Origin of the sequence: Sphingomonas sp. OK281 (assembly GCF_900115295.1) — a bacterium.
In the GTDB taxonomy this organism is placed as follows: domain Bacteria; phylum Pseudomonadota; class Alphaproteobacteria; order Sphingomonadales; family Sphingomonadaceae; genus Sphingomonas.
In genome coordinates this window covers 90,514-111,619 of the sequence record NZ_FOVZ01000001.1, presented here as the reverse complement: position 1 = coordinate 111,619, position 21,106 = coordinate 90,514, and the positions used below count along the sequence as shown (strand labels likewise).

The following is a 21,106-nucleotide window of genomic DNA, read 5'->3' as shown; positions in this document are numbered from 1 at the left end:
CCTCCCCCCAGAAGAGTGTTCCCCCGCGAAGGCGGGGGTCCAGTCTGGGCCCCCGCCTTCGCGGGGGAACAAGTTGGAAAGGGTTGCCCTCACCCCATCTCTGCCGCCACCCCGGCGGAGGCCGGGGCCCAGTTGGGTGAACCCTTGCGATAGAACCGCACCGCTATCCCAACTGGGCCCCGGCCTTCGCCGGGGTGGTGTCCTCCCCAGGGTAGTGGCATTTGTGAGCGAAGCTTATGCGGTCTCAGCGGACGCCTTCGACTTCGCGTAATCCTGCGTGCCCTCGGTAATCACCACATCGCCCGGTTCGATCCGTGCGACGGGGATATCCGGAAGCGCCTTCAGCTCTTCGTACAGCGGCGCGAAGTCCGTCTCGACCGTCAGCCGCAGCAACTCCTCGAAGCTCGGGATGACGAAATAGTTCTGCTGGAAATCGTCGATCCGATATTCGGTCCGCATCACCCGCGCGAGATCGAGCGCAATGCGGTTGGGGCTTGGGTCGTCGAGCGCAAACCGGGTTTCCGCGTAGCTGGAGACGATGCCGGAGCCGTAGATGCGCAGGCCTTCGGGTTCCGCGATCAGCCCGAACTCGACCGTGTACCAGTAGAGCCGGCCGAGATACTTCAACGCGTCGAGCCCCAGCGCGCGCTGGCCGCCGCGGCCGTAGGCGGCGAGGTAGTCGGCGAAGACGGGGTCGGCCAGCATCGGGACGTGGCCGAACACGTCGTGGAAGACGTCGGGTTCCTGCAGATAGTCGAGTTGGTCGGGGCGGCGGATGAAGTTGCCGGCGACGAAGCGGCGGTTGGCCATGTGGTCGAAGAACACGTCGTCGGGGACTAGGCCGGGGACCGCGACGACCGACCAGCCGGTGAGCTTGGTCAGGCGTTCGGACAGTTCCTCGAAATCGGGGATGCCGGGCTTCGACAGCTTCAGCACGTCGAGCCCGCGCAGCCAGGCGTTCGACGCGCGGCCGGGGAGCAGCTTCGACTGGCGCGCGAACAGCGTGTCCCACGTCGCGTGATCCTCAGCGGTGTAATCCCCCCAGTTCTGCGGGATCGTCCAGTCGGGCGCGCCTTCGGGCGGGGTGCTCAGTACGTGTGTGTCATTGGCCATGCGGCTGGTCTAGCATGACGGAATGAAGACGGAAACGCGTTGGGTTAAGTGGATTATTTGGGCGATCGCCGCGGTGTTCGGGGTGGTGGCGAGCTATGCGGTGGCGGGGCTGGTCGGCGGGTCGATCCCCAGCAATCGCGACTGGCGGGCGCCGGCCGAGGGCGTGCATATCTTTGTCGAGAGCAACGGCGTGCATACCGGGATCATCGTGCCGAAGGTCGCCGCCGGGGTGGACTGGCGCGGGGTGGTTCGGGCGGAGGATCTTCGCGACCCGCGGTATGGCGCGTTCGATCATGTGGCGTTCGGGTGGGGGGAGAAGACGTTTTATCTGGAGACGCCGACCTGGGCCGACGTGAAGCTGCGGACCGTGGTCGGCGCGGCGTTCGGTAGCACGCGGACGTTGATGCATGTCGATCATCTGCCGAGGCCGCGTGCCGGGGATGGGGCTCGGGAGATCGTGGTGACGCCCGCGCAGTATCGGCGGTTGGCGGCGTATATCCGGGCTAGCTTTCGGGATGGGGGTGCGCGGTATCGGGGGTATGCCGGGTATGATGCGTTTTATGAGGCTAACGGGCGGTATAGCGCGGTGCGGACGTGTAATGCGTGGACGGGGGATGCTCTGCGGTTTGCAGGGGTTCGGGTTGGGTGGTGGACGCCGTTTCCGGTTACTGTGATGGGGTGGTTTTAGGGGCTGTGCTCCCGAGAGTTTGTTCTCCCGCGAAGGCGGGAGTCCAGACTGGGCTCCCGCCTTCGCGGGAGAACAAGGAAGTCAGGGAACATTGGCTTGGGGAACCACCCCGGCTTAGGCCGGGGTCCAGTTGGGGGACGTTGCCGACTGAGCGCAGCGCTACGTTACTTCTGTTTCCCACCTGGGCCCCGGCCTTCGCCGGGGTGGTAGAAGGGAGGTCAGCTTCCCGCGCGATACCCTTGGTACTGCCCGCATTCCGAGCGTTGCGGGTCGCGCTTGCAGCGCTTCGCGAGTTCCTTGCGCTGCTTGCCTTCTTCGGCTTCCTGCTTGCGCATCTTCTTGCCGTAGTTGCGGTCCGATTCTTCCTGGCTGGTGGTGGTCCAGTCGACCGCCTTGCCGGCGACCTGGAACGGCGCCTTCACGATCGAGGTTGCGGTGCTGATGCAGCCACTTACGAGGAACGGCAGGACCGCGAGTACGGGAAGAACCTTACGCATTTACTTTACTCCTGCGCGCACAGTTCCCTGGGCTCGGTCACGCGCTTGGGCTCCGTATAGCGGAAAATCGGTGAAGAAACCGTCGATACCTTGTGCAAGTCCTGCGTCGATCTCCGCGGCGATGTCGCCGTGGGCGGCGGGGTCGGTGCCGCGGCGGAAGCGGGTCGGTTCGAAATAGTTTTCGGCGCGGTAGGTCCAGGGGTGGACCCGCAGGCCCGCCGCGTGGGCGTCGGCGACCAGCGTGGTGGGGGTTGCGTCGGTCCAGAGCATGCTCTTGTTCGGGCCGATGCCGTAGGCGTAGGCGGCGACCGCCTTCAGACCCTCGGGCGTGATCATCGCCTTGTAGCTCGGCTGCGCGCCGTCGGCGGGACCGCCCTCCCCGTCCATCAGCTGGATCAGGCGGACCTTGGTCATCTTGTGGAGGCGCTGGAGGTTGGCGACCTCGAACGACTGGATGAACACCGGCGCTTTCGCCGAATCCCAGCCGGCCTCGCGCAGTTCGGCGACCAGTTTCGCGTCGGTCGGGTGGCCGATCTTCGCGAAATAGGTCGGATGCTTGGTCTCGGGATAGATGCCGATCGTCCGGCCCGTCTCGGTCGTGCGGCGCTTGGCGAGCGCGATGATCTCGGCGAGCGTGGGGATCTGGAATTGGCCGTCATAGGCGGTGTTCGCGGGGCGGAGCTTCGGCAGGCGTTCCTTCGCACGCAGCGTCTTCAATTCGGCGAGCGTGAAGTCCTCGACAAACCAGCCCGTCATCGTCTGGCCGTCGATCGTCTTGGTGGTTTTCCGCGCGGCGAACTCGGGGTGGTCGGCGACGTTGGTCGTCTCCGCGATGTTGTTCTCGTGGCGCGCGACGAGGACGTCGTCCTTGGTCGGCACCAGATCGGGCTCGATGAAGTCGGCGCCCTGATCGATCGCGAGCGAGTAGGCCGCCAGCGTATGCTCGGGCCGCAGACCGCTCGCACCACGGTGCGCGATGACGATCGGAGGCGACAATCGGGGAGAAGCTGGCGTCATCGCAACAGCTTGCCCGCTCAGCGCTATGAACGCCAGCGTACCAACACGTGAGAGCTTGTCGCAATAGGAAACGATCGGTCGCATCGGCGTTGAGTCCTCGAAATCCGTACATTCCCGGCACATTCAACCAGGGGCACCGCCATGCATTTCACGATCAATGGTCAATCATATGACGCCGAGCCCGATATTCGCACGTCGGTGCTCGACCTGTGCCGCGAGCATCTCGGGCTGACGGGCTCGAAGAAGGGCTGCGATCATGGCCAGTGCGGTGCGTGCACGGTGCTGATCAACGGCCGCCGGGTCAATTCCTGCCTGACGCTCGCGGTGATGCACCAGGACGACGAGATCACGACGATCGAGGGCATCGGCCAGCCGGGCAACCTCCACGCGTTGCAGGACGCATTCGTGCGGCACGACGGCTATCAGTGCGGCTACTGCACGCCGGGGCAGATCTGTTCGGCGGTCGGCATGCTCGACGAGGTCAAGAAGGGCTGGGCCAGCCATGCGTCGGGCGACCTGACCGATCCGAAGTTCGACGATGCCGAGATTTCCGAGCGGATGAGCGGCAATCTGTGCCGCTGCGCTGCCTACCCGAACATCGTCGATGCGATCCGCGAAGTCGGTGGTGCCGAGCCCGCCGGCCGGACCGCGGACGAGAAGGATGCCGCGATGGAAGCCAACGCGCGCGGGGAGCTGGTGGCATGAAGACCTTTACGTACGAGAAGCCCGCGACGCCCGAGGCTGCGGTCAAGGATATCGACACGAGCGGCGCCAAGTTCATCGCTGGCGGCACCAATTTGCTCGATCTGATGAAGTTGCAGGTCGAGACGCCGGACAAGCTGGTCGACATCTCGCGGCTCGATCTCGCGAAGATCGAGGAGCGCGAAGATGGCGGGCTGACGATCGGTGCGCTTGTGCCGAACAGTGATCTCGCAGCGGATCGCCGCGTCGTCGCCAAATACGAGGTGCTGAGCCGCGCGTTGCTCGCCGGTGCGAGTGGCCAGTTGCGCAACAAGGCGTCGACCGGGGGCAATCTGCTTCAGCGGACGCGGTGCTATTATTTCTACGATACTGCAGCTGCGTGCAACAAGCGTGAGCCGGGCAGCGGCTGTTCGGCAATCGGCGGTTTCAACCGCATCTTGGCCGTGCTGGGGACGAGCGAGCATTGCATCGCGACGCACCCGAGCGACATGGCGGTGGCGATGCGCGCGCTCGACGCGACGATCGTGACGCTGAAGGCAGACGGCGATCGTCGGCGGATCTCGATCCACGATTTCTATCGCTTGCCGGGCGATACGCCGCAGATCGAGAACGCGCTCGAAGCGGGTGAATTGATCACGCACATCGAGCTGCCGGCGCCGGTCAAGGGCAAGCAGGAATACCGCAAAGTTCGTGACCGTGCGTCCTATGCGTTCGCGCTCGTCTCGGTAGCGGCGATCGTCGACGTGCAGGACGGCGTGATCGCGTCGGCCTCGCTCGCGTTCGGCGGGCTTGGGCCGATGCCGTGGCGCAATCCGGCGGTCGAGGCGGCGCTGGTCGGCAACGCGCCGTCCGATGCCGTGTTCGAGGCTGCGGCGACGGCGCTGTTGGCTGATGCCAAGGGTTACGGCTCGAACGACTTCAAGATCCCCCTCGCCCGTCGCACGCTGATCGCGACGCTGCGCAACGTCACGGGAGCATAAGCATGTTTGGTCTTGGCACTACGAATAGCCTGACGATGGACAAGCCGCATCCGGACAGTCTTCTGGATACAGGCGTCCAGGGCGTCATCGGCAAGCCGCTCGATCGGATCGACGGTCCGCTGAAGGTTACGGGCACGGCGACCTATGCCGCGGAATACCAGTTCGCCAACATGGCGTACGGCGTGCTGGTCGGGACGAAGATCTCGGCGGGCAAGGTCGTTTCGATCGACGTCGACGCGGTCAAGGCGATCCCCGGCGTGATCGACGTCGTCACCGACTTCGACCAGTTCATCCGCGTCTCGGCGCAAGGCGGCGCGACCGACGCGCCGACGCAGGGCGTGAAGGACATCGCGTTCTTCGGCCAGATCGTCGCGATCGTGCTCGCCGAAAGCTTCGAGGTCGCGCGCGATGCGGCGGCGCGCCTGCCGATCGAGTATGACGAGGCTGAGGGTCAGTACGACTTCGCCGCGCACCGCGACGAGACCCGGACGCCGCCGGACGACGCGACGCCCGCGCATTTCAAGCAGGGCGACGTCGACAAGGCGATGGCCGAGGCGGCGGTGACGATCGACTCCACGTATGTCACGCCGAGCCAGAATTCGGCGGCGATGGAGCCGCATGCCTCGACCGCGGTGTGGGAAGAGGACGGCTCGCTGTCGCTGTACGGCGCCTACCAGATGCCGACGTCGGATGCGCAGCAGCTGGCGAAGTCGCTGGGGCTGTCCGAGAAGAAGGTACGGATCATCGCGCGCTATATCGGCGGCGGGTTCGGATCGAAGCTCGGCATCGCGCCGGAGAGCGTTGCGGCGGCGATCGCGGCGAAGCAGCTTGGCCGTCCGGTCAAGGCGGTGATGTCGCGGCCGCAGGTGTTCGAGGCGACGGTGCGGCGCTCGAATACCGAGCAGCGCGTGCGCCTCGCGGCGGATGCGGACGGCAAGCTGTCGGCGATCGGTCACGAGACGCTGACGTCGAACCAGTCGACCGAGGATTATTTCGAACCCGCGGGCATTGGCACGCACCTGTTGTACGGTGGTGAGAACCGGTTGATCACGCATGAAGTGGTCGATGTGAACTTCGTACTGTCGGGCTCGATGCGCGCGCCGGGCGAGGCGGTCGGGATGCTCGCGCTGGAGGGCGCGATGGACGAGCTGGCCGAGAAGCTCGAGATGGATCCGATCGAGCTGCGCAAGCGCAACGATCCGAAGATCGACCCCGAGAAGGACGTGCCCTATTCGTCGCGCAATCTGACGCGTGCGCTCGACGAGGGTGCGAAGAAGTTTGGGTGGGACAAGCGCCAGAAGGCCGGCACGCGGCGTGAGGGCGAGTGGCTGATCGGCATGGGCGTCGCTTCGGCGGTGCGCGGCAACATGATGATGGAATCGTCCGCCAAGGTCGAGATCCATCCGGATGGGTCGGCGACGGTGTCGTCGGCGATGACCGATATCGGCACGGGCAGCTACACGATCCTGGCGCAGATCGCGTCGGAGATCCTGGGGATCCCGGTCGAGAACATCACGATGTCGCTGGGGGATACCAATGATCCTCCGGCGGCTGGGTCGGGCGGGTCCTGGGGTGCGACCTCGTCGGGGACGGCGGTTTATCTCGCGTGCGAGATGCTGCGCGGGAAGCTGGCTAAGGCGGCGGGAGTCGACGAGGACGGCCTGACGCTCAAGGACGGCAACGCGATCGGCGACAACCGCTCCACGCCTATCGGCGAGCTGGTCGGCAAGGGTCTCGAGGCTACCGGGCACATCAAGCCGGGCAAGCAGGAGAAGGAGACGACGCAGGCCGGGTTCGGCGCGCATTTCGCGGAGGTCGCGGTCAACGTGGTCACCGGTGAGACGCGGGTGCGGCGGATGCTCGGGTCGTTCGCGGCGGGGCGCGTGCTCAACGCGAAGACCGCGCGGTCGCAGTGCCTCGGCGGGATGACCTTCGGGATCGGCGCGGCGCTGACCGAGGACCTGATCCACGACACGCGGACCGGCAAGCTGGTGAACCACGATCTGGCGGAATATCACGTGCCGGCCAATGCCGACATTCCGCAGATGGACGTCCACTTCGTCGACGAGCGCGACATCCATGCGAACCCGATCCACGCGAAGGGGATCGGCGAGCTGGGGATTTCGGGCGCGGGTGCGGCCGTGGCGAACGCGGTGTTTAATGCGACGGGGATCCGGGTGCGCGAGTTCCCGATTACGCTGGATAAGCTGCTGGATCAGTTGCCGGCTGTTTGAGGGCTGACGATACCATAGACAGGTACCACCCCGGCGAAGGCCGGGGCCCAGTTGGGGGACGAAGATAACGAAGGATCGTCCTCCGTTATCAAGACCTATCCAACTGGGCCCCGGCCTTCGCCGGGGTGGCGGTTGAGAGGATGCGTAGCGCCCTCGTCAAACGCCCCCGCCCTACCCATATCCTTCGCTCCACCCGAGGACCGCAGAATGAACGAACACGTGATGGATGCGGCGTTTCGGCCGGGTGGTCTCGACCGCGCGAAGCAGGGCGTTCTCGGGCTCGGGCTCGACCGGATCGAGGGGCCGGCTAAGGTCACCGGCGTGGCGGACTATGCGTATGAGGGCACGCCCGACGGCATCGCCTATGCCGCGATCGTCGGCACGCCGGTTGGCAGTGGGCGCATTCTGGGCATCGACGTGAGCGCCGCCGAGGCGCTGCCCGGTGTCATCGCCATCATCCATAACGACCCGCGCATGCCGGCGGGCGAGTCCAACTCGCGCGCGATGCCGCTATTCGATACCGACGTCATTCTCCACCTCGGCCAGCCGGTCGCGATCGTCGTTGCCGAGGACCAGGCGATCGCGCGTGATGCCGCGGCGCTGGTCGTGGTTCGCACCGAGGCGGGCAAGGATCGGTTCGACGTCGAGGCGCAGCCGGTCGATACCGCGCCGAAAATCGGCTTCCTGCCGCCGATCGACAAGGGCGATCTCGACGCGGTGATGGGGGGCGCGGCGGTGACGTTCGATCGGACCTACACGACGCCCGTGCATTTCCCCGCCGCGCTGGAGCCGCATGCGACCACCGCGTGGTGGGAGGGCGACAAGCTGACCGTGCGGTCGAGCAACCAGGTGATCGGCGGTGCGCGCAAGACGATCGCGAAGGCGCTGAAGATCGATGCGGACAAGGTGCGCGTGTTGGCGCCCTACGTCGGCGGCGGGTTCGGTGGGAAGACCGGCGTCGGTCCTGAGGCGATCCTCGCGGCGATCGCGGCGGAGGTCGTCGGACGGCCGGTGAAGGTCGCGCTGCCCCGTCGCCAGACCGCGTACATGGTGCATCACCGCTCGCATACGACGCAGCGGATCCGGATCGCGGCCGACGCAAACGGCGTGATCCTCGGCATGGGGCATGAGAGCGTCGTCGCGCAGAACGACGATGGCGAATTTCTCGAGCCGGTGCCGTTCGGGACGCTGCCGCTGTACCGGGGCGACGCGCGGCGGTTCAAGACCGACCTCGTCCGCGTCGACCTGCCTGCGAGCGGCGCGGTCCGCGCGCCGGGCGAAGCGGTCGGGACGTTCGGGGTCGAGTGCGCGATGGACGAGCTCGCCGAGCAACTCGGGATCGATCCAATCGAACTGCGGCGGCGCAACGAGCCCGAGACCGATCCGGTGAGCGGCAAGCCGTTCTCCACGCGGCGGATGCTCGATTGCTACACCCAAGGCGCCGAGCGGTTCGGCTGGCCGGCGAGCGTACCCGCGCCGGGCTCGGTGCGCGACGGCGAGTGGCTGGTCGGGATCGGCATGGCGGCGAGCCTGCGCGGCAACTTTACCGTCGAGGCGCAGGCGCGCGTGCGGCTGGAGGCGGACGGGCGCGCGACGGTCGAATGCGACATGACCGATATCGGCACGGGGACGTACACCATCCTCGCGCAGACCGCAGGCGAGATGCTCGGGCTGCCGGTGGCCGAGGTAAATGTCCGGCTCGGCGATACCGACTTCCCGCCGAGCGCTGGGTCGGGCGGGTCGTTCGGGGCCGGCAGCGCATGTTCGGCGGTGGTGCTGGCGTGCGAGGATATCCTCGGCGAACTGGCGTTGCGGATGAACGCCGCGCCCGAGGACCTGAGCCTGCACGATGGCTGCGTGAGCGCTGGCGGGCGATCGGTGAAGCTTGCTGATCTGGTCCGCGGTGAGCCGATCATGGCGATGGGCAAGACCGGGCCGGGTGCCGAGAGCAAGCGCACCAGCCAGGCGAGCCACGGCGCGCACTTCGTCGAAGTCGCGGTGAACGCGGTGACGGGCGAGACGCGCGTGCGGCGGATGCTGGGCGTGTTCGATGTCGGGCGGGTGCTCAATCGCAAGACCGCGACGAGCCAGATCACCGGCGGGATGACGTGGGGGATCGCCTATGCGCTGAGCGAGGAGGGCATCGTCGACACGCGGACGGGGGCGTTCGTGAACCCCGATTTCGGCGAGTATCATGTCGCGGTGAATGCCGACATTCCGCAACTCGAAGTGCATTTCATCGAGGAGATCGACGACTCCGCGAACCCGGTGGGGGCGAAGGGCGTTGGGGAGCTTGGGATATCCGGCGCGGGGGCTGCCGTGGCGAATGCTATCTACAACGCGACGGGGGTGAGGGTTCGGGACTTTCCGGTGACGCTCGACAAGCTGCTCGAAGGGTTGCCTGCCGTCTGATCCTCCCCGGTACGGGGAGGGGGACCGCGCCCCTCGGCGTGGTGGAGGGGGGGCGACCCCAAGCGTAACGTCTGCGGCTGGCCCCCTCCACCAGCTGCGCTGGTCCCCCTCCCCGCGTGCGGGGAGGATTAGAAAGAGAACGAGACATGGCCGAAAACGATAGCGTGCTCGCTGCTGCGAAGACCTGGAAGGGCGAGAAGATGGCGATCGCCACGGTCGTCTCGACCTGGGGATCCGCGCCGCGCCCCAAAGGGAGTCACATGCTCGTCCATGCCGATGGGCGGTTCGAGGGATCGGTGTCCGGCGGCTGCGTCGAGAGCGACATTCTCGCCACCGCCGCCGAGGTGATCGCAGGGGCGCCGTTCCAGGTGCGCAACTACGGCGTGGCGGATGCGGCGGCGTGGGAAGTCGGGCTGCCGTGCGGCGGCGAGATCGCGGTGATGGTGCAGCCGGTGTCCGCCGAAGGGTTCGATCCCGAACTGTTCGACCGGATCGCCGATGCGCGCGATCAGGGCGATGCGCTGACGGTGACGACCGACCTCGCGACCGGGCACAGCGACGCGCGGCCGCTGGAGACGGGCGAGGTGTTCGTCAACCGCTACGACCCGCCGCGCCGGCTGTTGATCGTCGGCGCAGTGCAGATCGCGCAGGCGTTGGCGGGGCTCGCGCGCGAACTCGGAATCGAGACTATCGTGATCGATCCGCGCGCGCGCTTCCTGACCGAGGAGCGGTTTCCCGGCGTGACGCTCGACGATCGCTGGCCGGACGAGGCGATCGCCGCGCTTCGCCCCGGTCCCTCGACCGCGGTCGTGACTCTGAGCCACGACATCAAGATCGACGATCCCGCGCTGATTGCCGCGCTCGCGTCCGATGCCGCGTATGTCGGCGCGCTCGGCAGCCGCAAGAGCCATGCGGCGCGGCGCGAGCGGCTTGCCTCGGAAGGCGTTACGGCGGAGAACATCGACCGGATCGATGCGCCGGTCGGGCTCGACATCGGCGCAATCGGACCGTCGGAAATCGCGCTGTCGGTGGCCGCGGCGATGATAGGAGCGTTCAATGATCGCCGCTGAAAACGTCTTCCTCATCCTCCTCGCGGCCGGGCGCTCGGAGCGGTTCGGCATCCCCAACAAGCTCGAGGTGCCGTTCCTCAACAAGCCGCTCGGGATGCACGTCGTCACTGCGTTCGAGAACATTCCGTTCAAGCGGCGGCTGGTCGTCACCGACGGCTGCAAGCTCGATTTCATCAGCCATCATTTCGAGGTGGTACATAACGATGATCCGTCGTCGGGGATGTCGCAGTCGGTGAAGCTCGGCGTGCAGTGCGCCAAGGACGAGGGTGCGGAGGCAGTGCTGATCGCGCTGGCGGACATGCCGCGCGTGACCGCGGCGCATATCTACCGGATGCTCGATGCCGCCGACAGCGCGGACGCGGTGGTCGCGTCGAGCGATGGCGAGAAGCCCTCGCCCCCTGCCCTGTTCGGGCGCGAGCGGTTCGATTTCCTGCTGACGCTCGACGGCGATGCGGGTGCGCGCGATCTGGTGAAGGCGGGGCGGCACGTGGTGACCGCACCCGCCGAGCTAATCGATATCGATACGCCCGAGGATCTGGACCGGCTGCAGGCGCTGGTCCGCGATCCCAAGGCGGCGATCACTCGTGCCTTAACGCGTCGATAGGGTTCATCGCCGCCGCGCGGCGCGCGGGGAAGTAGCCGAAGACGACGCCGATTACCGCGGAGATCGCGAACGCGAAGATGTTGATCTCGGGCACGAACAGCCACTGAACCTTGATCAGCGGCGCGATGATCGCGATCGCGGCCTGCGCGACGATCAGCCCGATGACGCCGCCGAGACACGACAGCGCGATCGCCTCGACGAGGAACTGCAACAGCACCTCGCGCGCGACCGCGCCGATCGCCAAACGGATGCCGATCTCGCGCGTGCGCTCGGTCACCGACACCAGCATGATGTTCATGATCCCAATCCCGCCGACCACCAGGCTGATCCCGGCGACCGCGGCGACGATGCCGGTCAGCAGGGTCGTGGTGCCGGTCAGGGTGTCCGAAATCTGCTTGGTGTCGAAGATGTTGAAGTTGTTGTCCTGCCCCGCGGCGAGGTGGCGGCGTTCGCGCAGCAGGTCGGTCAGCGACGCCTGGACCTGTTGCGTGTCGTAGCCCTGATCGACGCCGACGAGGATCGCCGCGACGTTCTGGTTGCCGGTGAAGCGGCGCTGGACGGTCTTGATCGGCATGACCACGACATCGTCCTGGTCGCCGCCGAAGCCCGCCTGCCCGCGCGTGCTGAGCGTGCCGATCACGTCGCACGAGATGTCGTTGAGACGGATCCGCTGGCCGATCGGATCGGCGCCGCGGAACAGGTTCTGGATGACGGTATTGCCGAGGATGCAGACCGCCTTGCCTGCCGCTTCCTCCTGACTGGTGAACACGCGACCGCCGGCGAGCGGCCAGGGCTGGACCTCGAAATAGGCGCCGGTGGTGCCGTTGATCGTGGTGCTCCAGTTGGCGCCGTTGTAGATCGCGGTGGCGCTCCGCTGTTCGGTGGGGGCGACCGCGGTGACGCCGGCGATCTGCCGCGCAATCGGGTCGATGTCGTCCATCTTGAGCGGCGGCGGCGGCGGCCCGCCACCCCCGCGGCCGAAGCCCTGGCCGGGACGGATCTGGAGGATGTTGGTACCGAGCGACGAGATCGACTGCTGGACCGCGGCGGTGGTCGCCTTGCCGAGCGTGACCATCGTGACGACCGCACCGACGCCGATGACGATGCCGAGGATGGTGAGGAACGACCGCAGCATGTGGCGGCGGATCGAGCGGAGCGCGAGGACGAGGGTTGTGCCGAACATGATCTAAAGCCCCTCCCCTTCAGGGGAGGGGTTGGGGTGGGGAAGCCGCCAGTTCACGCGCGCCGGTAATGATCGGGCAACCGAAAGAACGTGAAGGAGAACACCTTCTGCATTGCTCATGACGTCGACGTTGGTCACCCGAACAGTCGTGAATCCCAAGTCCTGCATCGAGGCGTCCCTGTTCCGATCTGTCGCTTGGTCGTGGGTGTGGCCATCCACTTCGAGGATGAGGCCGATCGCAGGACAGAAGAAGTCGAGGATGCGACTGCCGAGCACAGCCTGTCGCCGGAACTTGAAGCCACCCAATTGGCTATTGGATACGCCGCGCCACAAGCGCTTTTCTGGCTCGGTCGGTTCTCGACGCATATGCTTCGCGTGGACGGCCAGCGTCGCTCCCCACCCCAACCCCTCCCCTGAAGTGGAGGGGCTTTTCGGGGCCACGCAGCTCACGATACCACGCTTTCGCCTTGGCGGTGCTGGCTTTCGATGCGTTCTACCAGGCCGTCCTTGAAGTGGACCACCGTCCTGGCGAATGCGGCCATGTCGGGTTCGTGCGTGACCATCAATACCGTGATGTTTTTTTCGGCATTCAACCGCGTGAGCAGCTGCATGATCTCGATCGAGCGTTCGCTGTCGAGGTTGCCGGTCGGTTCGTCCGCTAGCAGCACGTCGGGGCTGGTCACCAGCGCGCGGGCGATCGCGACTCGTTGTTGCTGGCCGCCGGACAGCTCCGCGGGGGTGTGGTCCCACCAGTCGGCGAGGCCGACCGTGTCGAGGCTGGCCATCGCGGCATCGCGTCGCGCGCGCTTTTCGTCGCCGCGGTAGAGCAAGGGGAGTTCGACATTTTCGAGCGCGGAGGTGCGCGAGAGGAGGTTGAAGCCCTGGAACACGAAGCCGAGGTGGTTGCGGCGGAGCAGCGCGCGCTGGTCGCGGTCGAGCGTCTCGACATGGTGGCCCTGGAACGTGAACGTCCCCGCGCTCGGCACGTCGAGGCAGCCGAGGATGTTCATCGTCGTCGACTTGCCTGACCCCGACGGCCCCATCACCGCGACGAAATCGCCCGCCGCGATGTCGAGATCGACGCCCTTGAGCGCCTGGAACATCGTCGCGCCGGTGCCGTACGTCTTGGTGACGCCGCGCAGACTTATCAGCGGGGGCGGATTACTGGCCACCACCCGCACCCTTGCTGGCGCCGCCCGCCCGGCGCGGAGTCTTGGTCGTGTCGGTGCCGGTGGCGAGCTGACCGATGATGACCTGCGCGCCGGGCTGGAGATTGCCCGACAGGACTTCGGTCATCGTCCCGTTGGTGTCGCCGGTCGTGATCTGCACCGGCTGCGGCGTGCCGTCGGCGCCCTTGATGTAGATCGTCTGCTGCGAACCGCGATCGAGCTTGGCGGTGCGGGCTGCCGGACCGCCCGCGCCACGCCGTGGCCGGAAGGTCAGTGAGCCGGCGATGCCGCCGCCCGAATCCTTCGCACCGTCCGCGCTCGGCTTGAAGCGCAACGCCGCGTTGGGAACGAGCAGGACGTTGCGCTTGTCCGAGGTGATGATGTCCGCGGTCGCGGTCATGCCCGGGCGCAGCGTCAGCGACGGGTTCGCGACGGTCAGGTCGGCGGCGTAGGACACCACCTGGCCGGTGGATGTCGTCGCCGTGGTCGTGGTCGACGAGGTTGCCGAGCTGACCGTCAGGTTCGAGCCGAGATCGACGCGCGTGATCGTCGCGGGAAAGGTCTGGCCGGGGAACGCATCCACCGTGAAGCTGGCCTTCTGGCCGATCTTGACCTCGCCGACATCGGCTTCGTCGATCGCGACCTCCAGTTTCATCTTGGTGAGGTCTTCGGCGATCACGAACAGCGTCGGCGTGTTGAACGACGAGGCGACGGTCTGGCCGGGATCGATCTGGCGCGCGAGCACCACCCCCGTCACCGGCGAGCGGATGATCGCGCGGGCACGCTGAGTCTGGTTCTGCGCGAGGAGCGCGCGGCTGGCGACGACGTTGGCTTCGGCGACCTTCTGTGCCGCGACGGCGCGGGCGTAGTCGGCGCGGCCGGTCTGGAGCTCGGTCTTCGACGGCACGCGGCCACCCGAAAGGCGCGAGACCTCTTCGAGACGGTTCAGCTGCGCGCGCGATTCGGCGACGGTGGCCTGTGCCTGCGCGACCTGCGCCTGGTTCGCCGCGAGCTGCGCGCTGGTCTGGCGGATCTGGTCGTCGAGCTGTTCGGGATCGATCAGCGCGAGCGGCTGGCCCGCGGTGACGCGGTCGTTGACGTCGACGACGACCTTGGTGACGAGGCCCGACAGCTGCGAACCCACCGTGACCTGCGTGGTCGGGGCGAGCTTGCCGGTTGCCGAGACGCTGACGGTCAGGTTGCCGCGCTGGGCGGCCTGCGTCGAATATTGCGTCTGCTCCTTCGCGCCGAAGCACTTCGCGAGCAGCAGGCACAGCAGGACCACGCCGACCGCGATCACGACCCACTTTATGTAGCGTTTCCAGGGGGCCTGCGGCTTTACGCCGAGGAAGTCGTCGATCGATGCGTCGGCCATCAGCGTGCCTCTGGATTGGATATGGGCGCTTGCGGGATCACGGTGGAGTCCCAGCCGCCGCCGAGTGCGGCATAAAGTGCGATCAACGCGGTGGCCGCGTCGGCGCGCGCTTGCGTCGCCCCGTTGCGCGCGGACAGGAGCGCGGTTTCCTGCTGGTTGAGCGTGGTGAAATCGGTGAGGCCGGTGCGGTATTGGCTACGGCTGAGGATCGCGGAATTGTTCGACGCGTCGAGTGCGATCGCAAACTGGCGCTCGCGTTCCTGCGCGGTCTGCAGCGCGACGACCGCGTTCTCGACGTCTTCGAGCGACGTCAGCACGGTCGACTTGTAGAGCGCGAACGCACCATCGGCGGCGGCTTCGCTGGTGCGGACCTGCGAGCGGAGACGCCCGCCGTTGAAGATCGCCTGGGTCAGCCCGGCGAACAGGCTGCCGGTGATTGCGTCGCCGATGCTGCCGATCGAGGTCGCGTTGGTGTTCAGATTACCGGTGATCGCGAGCGCGGGATAGAGCTGCGCCTTGGCCACGCCGATCCGCGCCGTCGCGGCGGCGAGCGCGCGTTCGGCTGAGCGGATGTCGGGACGCTGACGCAGCGTGTCGGCCGGGATGCCGACGCCGACTGCGGCGGGGCCGGTCGGGATTGCCTTCGCGGGCGCCATCATCGTCCGGAGCGCGCCGGGCGCCTGCGCGGTCAGCACGCCGATCCGCGCCACGGCGGCGGCATATTGCTGGTCGAGGCTGGGGATCGTCGCGGCGGTCTGCGCGCGCTGGGCGCGGGCCTGTTCGGCGTCGACGCTGGAGACGAGCCCGGCCTGGACGCGGAAGCCGGCGATCTCGAGATTGTCGTCCTGGATCGCGAGCGAGGCACGGGCGTTGGCGAGCTGCTGCTGGTAGAGTCGCGCTAGGACGTAGTTGCGCGCGACCTCGCTTTCGACCGAGATGAGGACGGTGGCGTAGTCGTAGCCCGACGCGGCGTACTCCGCGCGGCTCGCCTCGACGGTGCGGCGGATCTCGCCGAACACGCCGACCTGGTAGCTGGCGCTGGCGCCGAGCGTGAAGCTGTTCGCGCCGCCGCCGCCGGTATCGACGACGGTACCGTCGGGCAGCGTGAACGAGCGTCCGCCACCGCGGACGTTCTCGTTGCGCTGATAGCCGGCCGAGCCGTTGACCGTCGGAAGCAGCGACGCGCGGTTCTGGAGCAGGCTTTCGCGGGCCTGGCGGAGGCGGGCGACGGATTGTGCGAGGTCGAGGTTGGCGGCGGCGGCCTGCTCGACGAGCTGGCCGAGGACGGGGTCGTCGAATTTCTGCCACCAGCGGGTCAGGTCTTCGGGCTTGGTCTCGGGAGTGACCGAATAGGCGTCGGGGACGCCCAGCTCCGCGGCGGCCTTGGGGTGGTAGTCCGGGCCGACGGTGCAGCCGGCTAGCAGGACGGCCGCGGAGACGGGTGCGATGAGGAGGGCGCGGACGCGGGACATGGTTGGCAGGCTTGGCCAAGCGGCTGGAGCTAGTCCAGCGGTTTTGTGTCGCGAGGTGTCGCAGGTGGGTTGGATTGGAGGGGGGTGGGGGCTTCAACTGGCGCCGTCTACGCGTACTTGCCTAGCTGCTATCCCGATGGAGCGTTTGATGCGCCGTTTAACGTGGGCCACCCCCTGCTAATTTGTTCTCCCGCGAAGGCGGGAGCCCAGTCTGGGTCCCCGCCTTCGCGGGGAAACAAGGTCTCTGGCCTTAAAGGGAGTGAGATGCGCATCCTTTGACGCTTCCCCGGCGGAGGCCGGGGTCCAGTTGGAACGTCTGAGGTAATAGCGCGCAACGTGCTTCATTGCCGTCCCCCAACTGGGCCCCGGCCTTCGCCGGGGTGGTAGGACGCGACAGGAACATCGGGGTCAGCCTCCGCCTTGTTCTCTCGCGGCGACGGGGGGCAGGCTTACGGACGGTGTACTGCTAGGTCATGGGCCCCCGCGTTCGCGGGAGAACAGTGAGGGACTGCCGTGCTCCACCCCTCCCCACCCCCAAAGAATCGAACCGCACCCGTTCCAATTTTGCAGTGCAGCGGAACGGAGCGGTGGCGCTATGGGTTCAGGGATGATGCTAGCCGAACGCCAGCCCGCGACTGATGTCCTCGCGCCGCCCCTTGCCGTGCCCGACGCCGTGAGCCTTTTCTTCGATTTCGACGGGACGCTCGTCGATCTTGCCGCGACGCCGGATGCGGTCGTCGTCGACCAGATCCTGCTCGACACGCTCGATACGCTCGCCGAGCGCTTTCCCGGTCGCGTCGCGATCATCAGCGGGCGGTCGATCGCGCAGCTCGACGCGATGCTCGGCCGCCACGCGCATTTGTTCGCGGTCGCGGGCAGCCACGGGGCCGAAACGCGTACGCCCGATGACGGCCATGTTGCCGCTGAGCGCCCCGCTTCGCTCGAAGCCGCCGCCGGCGCGTTCCGCGACTTCGCCGACGCCAACGGGCTCGTCTACGAAGCCAAGAGCCTCGGCGCCGGGCTGCATTATCGGATGGCGCCGGACTTCGAACCCGCCGCCGTCCGCCTCGCCGAAGACTTAGCCGTCACGCACGGCCTCACACTTCAGCGCGGCAAGATGATGGTCGAACTGCGCACCCCCGGTGACAAGGGCGCTGCCCTCCGCAACCTGATCGCTGCGCCGGCGATGGCGGGCAGCGTGCCGTATTTCTTCGGCGACGACGTTACCGACGAGGACGGGTTCGAGGCCGCGCGCGATCTTGGCGGGGCGGGCGTGCTGATCGGTGAGCAACGGCCTACCGCCGCCACCTACCGCCTGAACGACGTTGCCGCACTTCGCGACTGGATTGCTGCCATATTGGAAACACCCATGTTGGAAACACGATGACCGCACCTATCCAAAAGGCCGACATGAACCTGTGGCCGATCGGCAATTGCCAGGTCTCCGCACTGATCGACAAGACCGGCACGTTCGTCTGGGGCTGCGTGCCTCGCGTCGACGGCGACCCGGCGTTCTGCGCGCTGCTTGGCGGCGATGCGCCCAAGACCGGGTTTTGGGCGATCGAACTGGAGGGCGGTGCGAAAACCACGCAGGCCTATATCCGCAACACGCCGATTCTGGTGACGCGGCACGAGGACGAGGCCGGCAACGCGGTCGAGGTGATCGATTTCTGCCCGCGCTTCGTGCGCGAAGGCCGCACCTATCGCCCGACCAGCTTCGTCCGGATCGTCAAACCGGTGGCCGGCTCGCCACGCATTCGCGTTCGGATGCGCATCGCGACGAACTGGGGGAAGCCGACCGAACACACGCAGGGATCGAACCACATCCGCTTCCTGATGGACGACCAGACGCTGCGGCTGACCACCGATGCGCCGGTCGGGCATATCGTCGGCGAGAACTGGTTCCGGCTCGAGCGGCAAATGCACCTGTTCCTCGGCCCCGACGAGAGCTTCGCGGGCGTGCTGCACGAGGCGGCGGAAGCGATGCTGTCGCGGACCAAGGACGAGTGGCGGCACTGGGTGCGCGGCCTCGCGACGCCGGTCGAGTGGCAGGACGTCGTCATCCGCGCCGCGATCACGCTGAAGCTGTGCCAGCACGAGGAGACCGGCGCGATCGTCGCCGCGCTCACCACCTCGATCCCCGAGCATGAGGGCTCGGAGCGCAACTGGGACTATCGCTACTGCTGGATCCGCGACGCCTATTATACCGTGCAGGCGCTGAACCGGCTGGGTGCGCTCGACGTGCTCGAAGGCTATCTCGAATATCTGCGCAACATTGTCGACGCGTCGAAGGGCGGCCATGTCCAGCCGCTCTACGGGGTCGGCGGCGAGGCGACGCTGATCGAGAGGATCGAGAGCGACCTGCCCGGCTATCGCGGCATGGGTCCGGTGCGCGTCGGCAACCAGGCGTACGAGCAGATCCAGCACGACGCGTACGGTCAGATCATCCTGTCCGATGTCCAGGCGTTCTTCGACAAGCGGCTGTTCCGGATGTCGAGCGAAGAGGATTTCAAGAGCCTCGAACTGGTCGGCGACCGTGCGTGGGAAACGTACGACAAGCCCGACGCAGGGCTGTGGGAGCTGCGTACCAAGGCGCACGTCCACACCTATTCGGCGGCGATGTGCTGGGCGGCGTGCGATCGGCTGGCCAATGCCGCCGAGGTGCTCGGGCTCGAGGATCGTCGGACGTTCTGGGAAGAGCGTGCCAACACGATCCGTACGACGATCGAGCAATCGGCGTGGCGCGAGGATACACAGCGAATTTCGGCGACGTTCGGTGGCGACGATCTCGATGCGAGCCTGATCCAGCTGCTCGACCTGCGCTTCTTCGCGCCCGACGATCCGCGGTTCCAGTCGACGCTGAAGGCGGTCGAGGAGGGTCTGCGGCGCGGCAGCCACATGCTGCGCTATGCGACCGAGGATGATTTCGGCCTGCCCCATACCGCGTTCAACGTCTGCACCTTCTGGCTGATCGAAGCGCTGCATGCGACCGGCCGGACCACCGACGCGCGCGCGCTGTTCTGCGAGATGGTCGCGCGGCGGACGCCGGCCGGGCTGCTGTCCGAGGACATCGACCCGAACACCGGCGAGCTGTGGGGCAATTATCCGCAAACCTATTCGCTGGTGGGGCTGATCAACTGCGCGGTCCTTCTCAGCAAGCCGTGGAGTGCCGTCCGATGAGCCGCCTCGTCGTCATCTCGAACCGCGTCCAGTCGGTCGACGCGCCTTCGGGCAACCAGGGTGGCCTCGCGGTCGCGTTGCTCGCCGCTCTGCGCGAAAAGGGCGGCGTGTGGTTCGGCTGGTCGGGATCGACTACCGAGACCTTCACGGGGCACATCAATTTCCAGCAGGGCAAGGGCGTCACCACCGCGACGATCGACCTCGAAGAGCAGGATTTCGACGAATATTATAATGGCTATGCGAACCGGACCTTGTGGCCGCTGTTCCATTACCGGATCGACCTGACCGAGTTCGAGCGCGATTTCTCCAGCGGCTATGCTCGCGTCAATAAGCGGTTCGCGGAGACGGTGCTGCCGTTGATCGAACCCGAGGATCTGGTGTGGGTCCACGATTACCACCACGTCCCGCTTGGGCAGGAACTGCGCAAGCTCGGCGTCGAGAACAAGATCGGGTTCTTCCTCCACATTCCGTGGCCGCCGATGGCGATGCTGCTGTCGCTGCCGAGCCACCGCGCGCTGGTCGAATCGATGTTCGCGTACGACGTGATCGGTTTCCAGACGCAGGACTGGCTCGACAGCTTCCTGCACTATGTCACCAGCCAGCTCGACGGCGTGGTCGGCGAGGATGGCTGGGTGACGGTCGGCGATCGCACGATCAAGGCGATCACGACGCCGATCGGGATCGAGACCGCGGACTTCGAGAAGTCGGCGAACAGCGACGCGGCGCGGCATGCCAAGGAGCGGATGTACATGTCCGCGACCGGGCGCAGCCTGATCGTCGGGGTCGACCGGCTCGATTATTCGAAGGGGCTTGCCGAGCGGTTTGCGGGCTACGAGCGCTTCCTCGGGTCGCATCCGGACCGGCGCGGGCTGGTCTACATGCTCCAGATCGCGCCGCCTTCGCGCGAGAAGGTCGATACGTACCAGGAGATCCGCGCGAACCTCGATTCGATGTCGGGGCGGATCAACGGCGAATATTCGGATATCGACTGGACGCCGATCCGCTACGTCAACCAGGGTTTCCCGCGTGACGTGCTGGCGGGGATCTACCGCGCGGCGCGCGTTGGGTTGGTGACGCCGTTGCGCGACGGGATGAACCTCGTCGCGAAGGAATATGTGGCGGCGCAGGACCCCGAGGATCCGGGCGTGCTGGTGCTGTCGCACTTCGCGGGCGCGGCGACGCAGTTGAAGGACGCGGTGCTGGTCAATCCGTACAGCCCCGAGGAAATGTCCGACGCGATCGACCGGGCGCTGAAGATGCCGCTGGCCGAGCGCAAGGCGCGGTGGGAGAAGCTGATCGACAACGTCCGCAAGGAGGACGTGATGTGGTGGTGCGAGCTGTTCATCACAGCGCTGGAGGCAGTGCCCGAGCACGTCGAGGCCTGACTCCTTGGCCCTTTGAATGGGGGGG

The 21,106-nt window shown here is 66.7% G+C and carries 18 protein-coding genes; 10 read left to right on the top strand and 8 right to left on the bottom strand.

What is annotated here, in order from left to right:
• Positions 1–234 precede the first annotated feature (234 nt).
• Complete coding sequence (gene phhA / locus BM244_RS00545; protein WP_093396760.1) at positions 235–1,113, bottom strand: phenylalanine 4-monooxygenase; 879 nt, start codon at positions 1,111–1,113, stop codon at positions 235–237.
• Positions 1,114–1,135: 22 nt separating this feature from the next.
• Here phhA and BM244_RS00540 point away from each other — a divergent pair, with 22 nt between their 5' ends.
• Positions 1,136–1,801: a TIGR02117 family protein gene (locus BM244_RS00540; protein WP_093396759.1), complete on the top strand. Its 666-nt coding sequence runs from the start codon at positions 1,136–1,138 to the stop codon at positions 1,799–1,801.
• Positions 1,802–2,019: 218 nt separating this feature from the next.
• Here the strand turns inward: BM244_RS00540 and BM244_RS00535 are convergent, their stop codons facing one another.
• Positions 2,020–2,298 (bottom strand): hypothetical protein, encoded by a 279-nt coding sequence (locus BM244_RS00535; RefSeq protein WP_093396757.1) that lies wholly within the window; start codon positions 2,296–2,298, stop codon positions 2,020–2,022.
• Positions 2,299–3,315, bottom strand: a complete 1,017-nt coding sequence (locus BM244_RS00530; protein WP_093398001.1) for a glycerophosphodiester phosphodiesterase — start codon at positions 3,313–3,315, stop codon at positions 2,299–2,301.
• 141 nt (positions 3,316–3,456) lie between these two features.
• On the opposite strand from BM244_RS00530, the gene BM244_RS00525 reads away from it, so the two are divergent.
• From BM244_RS00525 to BM244_RS00500, 6 genes are all read left to right on the top strand, one after another.
• Positions 3,457–4,020: a 2Fe-2S iron-sulfur cluster-binding protein gene (locus BM244_RS00525; protein WP_082441359.1), complete on the top strand. Its 564-nt coding sequence runs from the start codon at positions 3,457–3,459 to the stop codon at positions 4,018–4,020.
• The gene (locus tag BM244_RS00520; protein ID WP_093396756.1) at positions 4,017–4,997 is read left to right on the top strand and encodes an FAD binding domain-containing protein; all 981 of its coding nucleotides are present in this window, start codon (positions 4,017–4,019) and stop codon (positions 4,995–4,997) included. Before BM244_RS00525 ends, BM244_RS00520 begins: the two co-directional genes overlap by 4 nt.
• Positions 4,998–4,999: 2 nt before the next feature.
• A complete protein-coding gene (locus BM244_RS00515) occupies positions 5,000–7,231 on the top strand; it encodes a xanthine dehydrogenase family protein molybdopterin-binding subunit (RefSeq protein WP_093396754.1) in 2,232 nt (743 codons plus the stop codon).
• A 207-nt stretch (positions 7,232–7,438) separates the two neighbouring features.
• Positions 7,439–9,643, top strand: coding sequence for a xanthine dehydrogenase family protein molybdopterin-binding subunit (locus tag BM244_RS00510; RefSeq protein WP_093396753.1), 2,205 nt, complete (start codon positions 7,439–7,441; stop codon positions 9,641–9,643).
• 146 nt (positions 9,644–9,789) lie between these two features.
• Positions 9,790–10,713, top strand: coding sequence for an XdhC family protein (locus BM244_RS00505; RefSeq protein WP_093396751.1), 924 nt, complete (start codon positions 9,790–9,792; stop codon positions 10,711–10,713).
• Positions 10,700–11,317 carry a nucleotidyltransferase family protein gene (locus BM244_RS00500; RefSeq protein WP_093396750.1) on the top strand — a complete coding sequence of 206 codons (618 nt, stop codon included), beginning with the start codon at positions 10,700–10,702 and terminating at the stop codon, positions 11,315–11,317. The genes BM244_RS00505 and BM244_RS00500 overlap by 14 nt, the downstream gene beginning before the upstream one ends.
• Here the strand turns inward: BM244_RS00500 and BM244_RS00495 are convergent.
• From BM244_RS00495 to BM244_RS00475, 5 genes are all read right to left on the bottom strand, one after another.
• Positions 11,292–12,500: an ABC transporter permease gene (locus BM244_RS00495; RefSeq protein ID WP_056047392.1), complete on the bottom strand. Its 1,209-nt coding sequence runs from the start codon at positions 12,498–12,500 to the stop codon at positions 11,292–11,294. The genes BM244_RS00500 and BM244_RS00495 overlap by 26 nt on opposite strands.
• Positions 12,501–12,503: 3 nt before the next feature.
• A complete protein-coding gene (locus BM244_RS00490) occupies positions 12,504–12,866 on the bottom strand; it encodes an endonuclease domain-containing protein (RefSeq protein WP_093398000.1) in 363 nt (120 codons plus the stop codon).
• Positions 12,867–12,946: 80 nt separating this feature from the next.
• Positions 12,947–13,603, bottom strand: a complete 657-nt coding sequence (locus BM244_RS00485; RefSeq protein ID WP_093397999.1) for an ABC transporter ATP-binding protein — start codon at positions 13,601–13,603, stop codon at positions 12,947–12,949.
• A gap of 58 nt (positions 13,604–13,661) precedes the next feature.
• Positions 13,662–15,044, bottom strand: a complete 1,383-nt coding sequence (locus tag BM244_RS00480) for an efflux RND transporter periplasmic adaptor subunit (RefSeq protein ID WP_093396748.1) — start codon at positions 15,042–15,044, stop codon at positions 13,662–13,664.
• The gene (locus BM244_RS00475; protein WP_093396747.1) at positions 15,044–16,516 is read right to left on the bottom strand and encodes an efflux transporter outer membrane subunit; all 1,473 of its coding nucleotides are present in this window, start codon (positions 16,514–16,516) and stop codon (positions 15,044–15,046) included. The genes BM244_RS00480 and BM244_RS00475 overlap by 1 nt, the downstream gene beginning before the upstream one ends.
• Before the next feature lie 607 nt (positions 16,517–17,123).
• Between BM244_RS00475 and otsB the strand changes: the two genes are divergently transcribed.
• From otsB to BM244_RS00460, 3 genes are read left to right on the top strand one after another with little or no spacing between them, the layout of a single operon-like run.
• Positions 17,124–17,903, top strand: a complete 780-nt coding sequence (gene otsB, locus BM244_RS00470) for a trehalose-phosphatase (protein ID WP_254784190.1) — start codon at positions 17,124–17,126, stop codon at positions 17,901–17,903.
• Entirely contained in the window at positions 17,900–19,696 is a 1,797-nt protein-coding gene (locus BM244_RS00465) for a glycoside hydrolase family 15 protein (RefSeq protein WP_093396745.1), read from the top strand. Before otsB ends, BM244_RS00465 begins: the two co-directional genes overlap by 4 nt.
• Positions 19,693–21,081 (top strand): alpha,alpha-trehalose-phosphate synthase (UDP-forming), encoded by a 1,389-nt coding sequence (locus tag BM244_RS00460; protein ID WP_056060743.1) that lies wholly within the window; start codon positions 19,693–19,695, stop codon positions 21,079–21,081. The genes BM244_RS00465 and BM244_RS00460 overlap by 4 nt, the downstream gene beginning before the upstream one ends.
• Positions 21,082–21,106: the final 25 nt, after the last annotated feature.